This window comes from Rhodopseudomonas sp. BR0C11 (assembly GCF_010820945.1).
Classification (GTDB): Bacteria; Pseudomonadota; Alphaproteobacteria; order Rhizobiales; family Xanthobacteraceae; genus Rhodopseudomonas; species Rhodopseudomonas palustris_H.
Window position 1 is genome coordinate 1 of record NZ_QTKI01000848.1, and the last position, 455, is coordinate 455.

Annotated in this window: 1 pseudogene; it reads right to left on the reverse strand. The window is 63.1% G+C overall.

Going from position 1 to position 455, the window contains the following annotated elements:
- Window positions 1–455: pseudogene (locus DYI24_RS27750) on the reverse strand (TonB-dependent siderophore receptor); the annotation flags it as partial.

Below are 455 nucleotides of genomic sequence, written 5' to 3' on the forward strand. Positions count from 1 at the left end.
GCCTCGTGTCGGGATACCAGTTGCTGCGTGCATCAGGCGGCGCCGGAATCGCAGTGGCGGTCGGCAGCAGGCCGATCTGCGGGCGGAAGTTGTCGGTGTTGTCGTTTTGCGAGAATAGATCGAGCGTCCAGCGAAGCCGATCGCCGCGATAGTCGATCGCCACCGCACCCAGACCCGACTGGAAATTTCCGTCTCTGATCGAGGCTTCACCGTTACGACCAACGCCGTTGAAGCGAACGCCCCACTCCTTGTTGGCGCCGAACCGCTGGCTGGTCTCGAGATGCAGTCCGTAATTCGCCGCGCTCATGAAGAACGGCGTCAGTCGCGAGAACGGCTCGTCAGTAGCACGCTTGGTGACGATGTTGATGCCGCCGCCGACGGCTCCGCTCGGCGCGATGCCGTTGATCAGCGCGCCTGGACCCTTGAGCAACTCGATCCGCTCGATGATCTGGGCC